Source organism: Empedobacter sp. UBA7620 (assembly GCF_002484185.1).
GTDB lineage: Bacteria > Bacteroidota > Bacteroidia > Flavobacteriales > Weeksellaceae > Empedobacter > Empedobacter falsenii_C.
The window spans coordinates 75441-82019 of record NZ_DLJI01000047.1 but is presented as its reverse complement, the minus strand read 5'-3'; the positions used below and the strand labels follow the sequence as shown (position 1 = coordinate 82019).

General features: G+C 32.1%; 6 protein-coding genes. All 6 read right to left on the bottom strand.

Going from position 1 to position 6579, the window contains the following annotated elements:
- Positions 1-99 precede the first annotated feature (99 nt).
- The 6 genes from B2217_RS11890 to B2217_RS11865 all read right to left on the bottom strand — a co-directional run bounded on the left by B2217_RS11890 (position 100) and on the right by B2217_RS11865 (position 6565).
- Positions 100-675, bottom strand: coding sequence for a hypothetical protein (locus tag B2217_RS11890; RefSeq protein ID WP_180905993.1), 576 nt, complete (start codon positions 673-675; stop codon positions 100-102).
- An 81-nt stretch (positions 676-756) separates the two neighbouring features.
- Positions 757-1890 carry a M20/M25/M40 family metallo-hydrolase gene (locus tag B2217_RS11885; RefSeq protein WP_180905992.1) on the bottom strand — a complete coding sequence of 378 codons (1134 nt, stop codon included), beginning with the start codon at positions 1888-1890 and terminating at the stop codon, positions 757-759.
- Between the two features lie 39 nt (positions 1891-1929).
- Positions 1930-2610 carry an SIR2 family NAD-dependent protein deacylase gene (locus B2217_RS11880; RefSeq protein WP_180905991.1) on the bottom strand — a complete coding sequence of 227 codons (681 nt, stop codon included), beginning with the start codon at positions 2608-2610 and terminating at the stop codon, positions 1930-1932.
- A gap of 496 nt (positions 2611-3106) precedes the next feature.
- Complete coding sequence (locus B2217_RS11875; protein WP_180905990.1) at positions 3107-4909, bottom strand: acyl-CoA dehydrogenase family protein; 1803 nt, start codon at positions 4907-4909, stop codon at positions 3107-3109.
- A gap of 80 nt (positions 4910-4989) precedes the next feature.
- On the bottom strand, positions 4990-6171 hold the full coding sequence (locus tag B2217_RS11870) for an acetyl-CoA C-acyltransferase (RefSeq protein ID WP_038336965.1): 1182 nt from the start codon (positions 6169-6171) through the stop codon (positions 4990-4992).
- 34 nt (positions 6172-6205) lie between these two features.
- The gene (locus B2217_RS11865) at positions 6206-6565 is read right to left on the bottom strand and encodes a four helix bundle protein (protein WP_180905989.1); all 360 of its coding nucleotides are present in this window, start codon (positions 6563-6565) and stop codon (positions 6206-6208) included.
- Between the last annotated feature and the right edge of the window lie 14 nt (positions 6566-6579).

Here is a 6579-nt window from a genome sequence, read left to right as displayed (position 1 = left end):
TTGTAAACTTACAAAAAATACGAATATAAACTGTTTTTTGGCGATTAGAAAATAATAGCGTTCAATCTAACCAAAACCTCGCATTTTGGCAAACCGATATTATAGGCAATTATTGATTTCTAAGTGATTTAAAAACTGTTTTTCACGAATAAATTTTCCACTTTCGTCTTTAAACATAAATAAAGCACTTTGTTCTTTATCAATTAATAAAGTATCTGGTATAAAATCATTATCGTAAAGAACTTTCGTAAAAATTATTGTATCACCGTTAATTTTATATGTCCCAGCAATTCGTTCAGAATATCCAAACATTCCATTAATGTTGTTTTCTACTTCACCATTTTCCCTAAAAACTAAATTATAATAGTATTGATCATCTTTCAATGTTGCAGATAAGATTTTTTTAGATTTAAAAATTTCTGAATCCGTTAAATTGATAATAATAATTATTAAAATTAAAACTGAATGAAAAACAACTTTAATTATATTTTTCTTGAATCCATTTCTGATTAGTAAAGCTAAAGTTTCGAAAAAAGAGAAAACATAAAGTAGAATTATCGGTAATACTAAAAATGGATATGATAGCAAGTAAATAAACATCCCTCCATAAAAGTCTGTAATCATCCAAATAATTATTCCAATTGTTGAAATAATAGCTATTATATTTCTAATCATTTTGTTTAACGATGGTTTTTAATAAAAAAGTAACTATTCAACTAAAAGAATAAATTTATGACATACATAAAGAGCAACAATTTATTGCTTTAAAATCTTAAAGCTATATTGATTCGAATTTATATTAACGAAATAGATTCCTGATGTAAGATGTTCTAAATTAATTTGTGAAACTGTTGTTTGATATTTTTGATGAAATACCTGTTTTCCCGCTGCATTGTAAATTGTAATAATTGGTTGTTGCAAAACTTGAGAAAAATAAAGATTTTTAAGAACAGGATTCGGATAAATTTGTAATGTAGAAATAGCGTTTTCTTTTACATTCAGTTTTTCCTGCGCTTGAGAAAAATGCAATAAAGTCGCCAAAGCTCCTTTCGCTACTTCTGTCAAATAATTCAAATCTAAATTATCGATTATATCTTGCGCAGTATGCGCATAAGGCGTTTCATTCTTTTCAAAAAGTCCAGTTATAGGATAGCCAACTGCCTGAAAAGGCATATAATCGGAACTATAAGCATTCGAAATTTCAGTTTTTAGAGTTGTATACAATGGAAAAATATTCGCCATTTTATTGGTTAATTCAGCTGAAATAGCATTATTAGATGTTGGATTACTTTCATCTTGCTCACAAACAATTGTCGAATTTACCTTATTCGCCACTCCTCCTACCTCATCAATATTCAGAACAGCTTTAATTTTTAAATTCTGAGGAACTGCAATTTGATTTATATACGCCTGACTTCCGATTAAACCTCGTTCTTCCCCTGTAAAATGAATAAATTTTATCGAATAATCTGTTTCGATATCTTTTATTAATCGAGCAATTTCTAATAAAGTAACCGTTCCCGAGCCATTATCATTCGCTCCAGGTCCGTTTAATGTATCATAATGACCATCGATGACAATAAATTCGTCAGGATATTTTTTACCGATTTTTGTCACAATCAAATTATTCCCAACATTACCATATACATTAACCGATTGCTGTTCTATAGTGGTATAACCATAAGCCGTATAATAAGATTTCAACCATGTAAATGTATTTTCGTGAGCAGAAGATCCAACAGTTTTAATTCCGAAATCTTGAAATTTTTGCAATTTCTGATGCACAGAATCATATTTTACTTGTTCAACAACCGATTGATAAAATGGATTCAGCTCTTGAGCAGCCGCATTGATAGAAAAGACTAATAATGGTAGAAATATATACTTCATATCATTTAAAATAATTAACCAAGATTAAAACGTAAAAGATTAAAAATTATTCAAAATTGTTTTTAATTCTTCGATACTTTCTGTTGCTTTTTTCTTGATATGCGTAATAGATGAATTGGTATACGTATCTGATGGATCGATATAGATAATTGGTACATTAGTTTTTGAATAATCTTTGAGCGAAGCAGCTGGATATACTTGCATTGACGTTCCAATAATCACCAAAATATCCGCCTTTAAAACCTCATCAATCGCATTTTCTATTTCTGGAACCATTTCGCCGAACCACACAATATGCGGACGGAGTTGATTTCCATCTTCCGCCAAATCTCCAAGTTTGATATCTTTATTCCAATCAATAATTAGATTTTCGTTTTTTTCGCTTCGCGCTTTTCTCAATTCGCCATGCAAATGAATTATTTTAGACGAACCTGCTCTTTCGTGCAAATCATCAACATTTTGGGTAATAATAGAAACTTCAAAGTCTTGTTCTAACTCTTTCAGAAAAAAATGTGCTGCATTGGGTTCAACATCGAACAATTGTTTTCGGCGTTGATTGTAGAATTCTTGAACCAATTTAGGATTTCTTTGATAACCATCAATCGAAGCGACTTCCATAATATCATGATTTTCCCACAAACCGTTGGCATCTCGAAAAGTTGAAATTCCACTTTCTGCACTAATTCCAGCTCCCGTCAAAACAACTAACTTCTTTTTCATTTCGAATGTATTAATTGAAGTAAATATAACTTTATAAAACAACAAAACTCCATTTATAGAAATGGAGTTTCGGTTTTATTTTATTTTTTTTAATTCATCTAATTTGACTAGACACATAATACTAAATGTTGCAAACATGGTCAACGTAAGAATTGCTGCATTAATTATCATAAGCTTTGTTTTTGGGTTATTAATTTGAATTAAAGTTACTTCAAATCATTTCTATCGAAAAGTATTTCATTAAGAAATAACGACTTAACTCGCTTATTTTTAATGAATAAACTTTAACCTCAAAGTATAAAAAAACCTCAATTGGGAACAACTGAGGCCTTTCTCTACTAAAACTTAAGTACCATGAAAACTCAACTAACTTATATAAAGACTAGTACTTGCCCTAGATTCATCAAACGATATACCAAATTATATTTCAGCATGTTAAAAAAATAAAAGCAGCCAATAAATTGACTGCTTTAAATAATTTGTATTTAAAATATACTTAGAAAGTGTATTTATTTTCTTTGATTAAAAGATCTGCAATTTCAGTTTTCAAGTTAACTACGTTTGGATATTCGTTGTAACGTGTAAATCTTCTTAAACCAGATAACATCATGCGTTGCTCATCTCCTTCTGTGAAAGAAACAATTCCGCGAGTCGCTTCTGTTTTAATAATTTCTACTGATTTGAATAATTGTAATTGAACTAATTTTTCTGCATTTTTCACTGCATCAGCACCTTTTACATTTGCAATTTTTTCTGCACGTAACATCGCCGATTCAACCATATAAATTTCTTGCATAATACGAGAAGCCGCAATAATCAATTGTTGATGTTGTTCTAATTCTGCACCAAATTTTTGCAAAGCAGAACCTGCAACCATAAAGAACGCTTTCTTAAGATTTGCAATGATTTCTTTTTCTTGCGCAAATAATTCCGAATAATCTGGAACATCAAACGATGGAATAGACATTAATTCATTCGCCACATTCATTGCAGGAGACATTAAATCTAATTTTCCTTTGAATGCACGTTTTACTAACATCGAAACACATAATAAGGTATTGATTTCGTTCGTTCCTTCGTAAATTCTCGAAATACGCGCATCTCTCCAAGCTGCTTCCATTGGCATTTCTTTCGAATATCCCATTCCTCCATAAATCTGAATTCCTTGATCGGCAGAAATTTGAGCTGCATCAGAAATCCAAACTTTTAAAATAGAAGCTTCAATCGCATATTCTTCAATACCTTTTAATTCCGCTTCATTATGAGGCATTCCTTTTGCCATATTATCTTCGATTGCATCTTGTACATCTTTCGCTGCACGATACGCACCAGCTTCTGAAGTAAACGCAGAAACAGCCATATCAGCTAATTTCTCTTTAATCGCACCAAACGTATTGATTGACGTATTGAATTGTTTACGCTCTGAAGAATATTGTAAAGAATAATCTAAAATACGACGTTGCGCATCTAAACACGCTGCTCCTAATTTGATACGACCAACATTTAATGCATTCATCGCAATTTTGAAACCTCCATCTCTTTCTCCTAAAAGATTTTCAACCGGAACACGAACTTCGTTAAAGAATACTTGACGTGTTGATGAAGAAACAATTCCTAATTTATCTTCTTCTTCTCCTAATGAGAATCCAGCACCAGCTTTATCTTTTTCTACAATAAAGCCTGTGATATTTTTATCATCATCGATACGTGCAAAAACAATGAATAAATCTGCAAAACCTGCATTTGTAATCCACATTTTTTGACCTGTGATGATATATTCTTTGCCATCTTCTGATAAAACAGCTTTTGTTTTCCCAGAATTTGCATCAGAACCTGCTTCTGGCTCCGTTAAACAATAAGAAGCAAACCACTCACCAGTTGCTAATTTTGGTAAATATTTTTGTTTTTGCTCTTCTGTTCCGTACAATAAAATTGGCATTGTTCCAATTCCAGTATGCGCTCCAAAAGCTGTCGCTAACGAACCTGTTGCTCCAGAAATATAGTCGCACACTAACATTGTTGTAACGAATCCCATTCCCATTCCACCATATTCTTCTGGAACAGAAATTCCTAATAAACCTAATTCACCAATTTTACGCATTAATTCTTCAATCAACGCATAATCTTTTTTCTCAATTTGGTGTTTTTTAGGCACTACTTCTTTATCGATAAATTCTTTTGCAGATTGCAAAATCATTTGTTGTTCTTCTGATAAATCTTCGTACGTGAAAATATCATTGTAAGAGGCATCTTTAATTAAATATTGACCTCCTATTAATCTATTTGGATTTGTAGACATATTTTTATGTTTTGATGTATTATTGTATCATGTATTAAGTAAAATGTACCATACTTAATACATTTTACTTAATACAGTTTTTATTTTAGATATTCGAAAATTGAAGCTGCTCCTTGTCCTGTACCAACACACATCGTTACCATTCCATATTTCGCTTTACGCGCTTCCATTTCATGTAATAATTGTACTGTTAACTTCGTCCCCGAACATCCAAGTGGATGCCCTAAAGCAATTGCACCTCCATTTACATTGACAATATCAGGATTCAAATTCAACTCACGCATAATTGCAACTGATTGAGAAGCGAAAGCTTCATTCAATTCGATTAACTGAATATCTTCTAATTTCATTCCCGCTTGCTCTAATGCTTTTGGAATTGCAAACAAAGGTCCCATTCCCATAATACGAGGCGCTAAACCTACTGTAGAATACGCAACTAAACGAGCAACTGGCTCAAGACCTAACTCTTTCACCATATCTTCTGACATCACCATTACGAAAGCTGCACCGTCCGACATTTGAGAAGAGTTACCTGCTGTAACCGATCCTCCTTGTGCAAAAACAGGACGTAATTTTGCTAAACCTTCAATTGATGTATCCGCACGTGGACCTTCATCCACTTTAAAATCGATTTTCTTTGTTTGAACTTTTTCTTTATCATCTAAGAAACTATATTCAACATCAATCGGAACGATTTGAGAAGCAAATTTTCCTTCCGCATTTGCTTTTAATGCTTTTTGATGTGAATTGAATGCAAATAAATCTTGGTCCTCACGAGAAACTTTAAATTCTTTTGCAACTTCTTCAGCTGTTAATCCCATTCCCCAGTAATAATCTGGATGATCTTTGGCTAAATCTGTTTCTGGAATTGGTTTGTAACCTCCCATCGGGATATACGACATCGATTCTGCACCACCAGCGATGATACATTCTGCCATTCCTGTTCTAATTTTAGCAGCTGCTAACGCAATTGCTTCTGATCCTGATGCACAGTAACGATTTACTGTAACGCCTGGAACTTTGTCTGTATCTAATCCCATTAATGAGATAAGACGTGCCATATTCAATCCTTGTTCTGCCTCTGGCATTGCACATCCAACGATTAAATCGTCGATACGTGCTGGATCTAAAGTTGGATAATCTTGCATTAAGCGCTTGATTACTGTAGCTGCCATTTCATCTGGACGCGTAAAACGCAATGTTCCTTTTGGCGCTTTTCCTACAGCTGTTCTATATCCTGTAACTATATATGCTTGTTTCATTTTATTTAAAAATTTAGATGTTAGATTTTAGATGTTAGATATTAGATTTTAATTTTTGTTGAAATACATAATTCATTTTTTGAATTTCATTTAACAATAAAATGATGTGTTCTACTTTATCTTTTTTCAATAATTGTAATTCTATTCCTAAAATTAATTGAGTCATTAATTCGTAAGAAGAACCATTTGCTATAGATAAAAAATGAACGAATTCTTTATTCGAGTTTCTTCCTGCTCCCTCTGCAATATTAGAAGGAATTGAAATTGTTGCTCTTTTAATTTGACTTGTCAAACCAAATTTTTCGTCTTGAGGTAATTCTAAACAAATCAAGTAAACTTGTTTTGTCAGCTCAATCGCTTTTTTCCAAATTATCAAATCCTCAAGTTTATGCATCTCAATACTAATAT